Genomic DNA, 1602 nt, shown 5'->3' on the forward strand with positions numbered 1-1602 from the left:
GTCGTCCGTGAAGAACGCGGAACGCTTTGATTTAATTTAAGATTTTCGCCTGAATTTGGGTTTCGTTTTGCCGGAAATCGTGGCTTTGGGCGGCGATTTCCGGCAAAATGTTTGCATCTGCGTTGCGTGATTCGATGGCGTTTCGACCGGAGAGGGGAAGCAAGCGATGCGGCCGAAGGAACGGCGAGACAGTGGCCAGGCGGACCTGTTGCGGTCCCGGCTCGACCAGATCCTGAACATGGAACATGCACTGGTGAAGCTGGCGACGGCGATCGACTGGCGCTGCCTGGAAGAGAAGCTCGGCGAGGTCTACGACGATGGCCCCGGCCGGCCGCCGCTGCCGACGCGGCTGATGGCGGGGCTGGCGATCCTGAAGTCGATGCACAACCTGTCCGATGAAGGGCTGTGCGAGCGCTGGCTGGAAAACCCCTATTATCAGCTGTTCTGCGGCGAGGAGTTCTTCCAGCACCGCCTGGTCTTCGACCGCACCTCGCTGACGCGCTGGCGCCTGCGCATGGGCGAGGAGCGGCTGACGGCGCTGCTGCAGGAGAGCCTGGCGGCGGCGACCCGGCTGGGGGCGGCCAAGCCGGCCGACTTCCGCGCGGTGATCGTCGACACCACCGTGCAGGAGAAGGCGATCACCTTTCCGACCGACGCCAAGCTGATGCATCGCGCCCGCGAGCGGCTGGTCAAGCTGGCCGGGAAGCACGGCATCCGCCTGCGCCAGTCCTATGCGCGGGTCGGCAAGATCGCGCTGATCAAGCATCAGCGTTATGCCCACGCCAAGCAGTTCAGGCGGGCCAACCGGCAGCTCAAGCGGCTGCGCACCATGCTGGGCGCGGTGATCCGCGACATCACCCGCAAGATCGCCGGGCGGCCGGAGCTGATGGCGCCCTTCGGTCTGCCGCTGTCGCTGGCCCGCCGCGTCAGGGACCAGCGCCAGCGTGAACGCGGCAGGAAGGTCTACTCCCTGCACGCTCCCGAGGTCGAATGCATCGGCAAGGGCAAGGCCCACAAGCCCTATGAATTCGGCGTCAAGGTCTCGGTCGCCACGCCGCTCTATCGCAGCCGCGGCGGCCAGTTCGTCGCCCATATCAAGGCGATGCCCGGCAATCCCTATGACGGCCACACGCTGGCCACCGTCATCCCCGCGATCGAGACCTCGATCGGAGCCAACCTCACCAAGATCGTCGCCGATGCCGGCTACCGCGGCCACAACGCCCCGAAGGACAAGACGTTCAAGGTCCATGTCGCCGGCTACAAGCGCGGCCTCACCAAGGCCGTCAAACGGGCGCTGCGACGCCGGGCCGCCGTCGAACCCGTCATCGGCCATCTCAAGAACGACCACCGCATGGGGCGCAACTTCCTGGCCTTCTCCGAAGGCGACGCCAACAACGCCGTGCTCGCCGCCGTCGGCTACAACTTCAGCCTCCTGCTCAACTGGCTGAGGCTTTTGTGTGCCTTCTTCCTGACGCTGCTCGCAGCCACCGCAAAGCCGCCACTGCGGCCCCGATCAGCCTGAACTCCGCCCCTCAGTTGGGACAAAGCGCTCCAACGCAGATCACTTTCAAGGTTGACGCGAAAATCGCTTTCTTCACGGAC

1 protein-coding gene is annotated in these 1602 nt (G+C 64.9%); it reads left to right on the forward strand.

Annotation, left to right across the window (positions count from 1 at the left end):
• Positions 1-166 precede the first annotated feature (166 nt).
• Positions 167-1522: an IS5 family transposase gene (locus AC0L3L_RS36315; protein ID WP_473642175.1), complete on the forward strand. Its 1356-nt coding sequence runs from the start codon at positions 167-169 to the stop codon at positions 1520-1522.
• Positions 1523-1602: the final 80 nt, after the last annotated feature.

It is taken from the genome of Mesorhizobium sp. WSM4849 (genome assembly GCF_055811385.1).

Bases quoted from the DNA above. Each gene is read 5' to 3' on its own strand.
- AC0L3L_RS36315 (WP_473642175.1), top strand. From the start codon at position 167: ATGCGGCCGAAGGAACGGCGAGACAGTGGCCAGGCGGACCTGTTGCGG.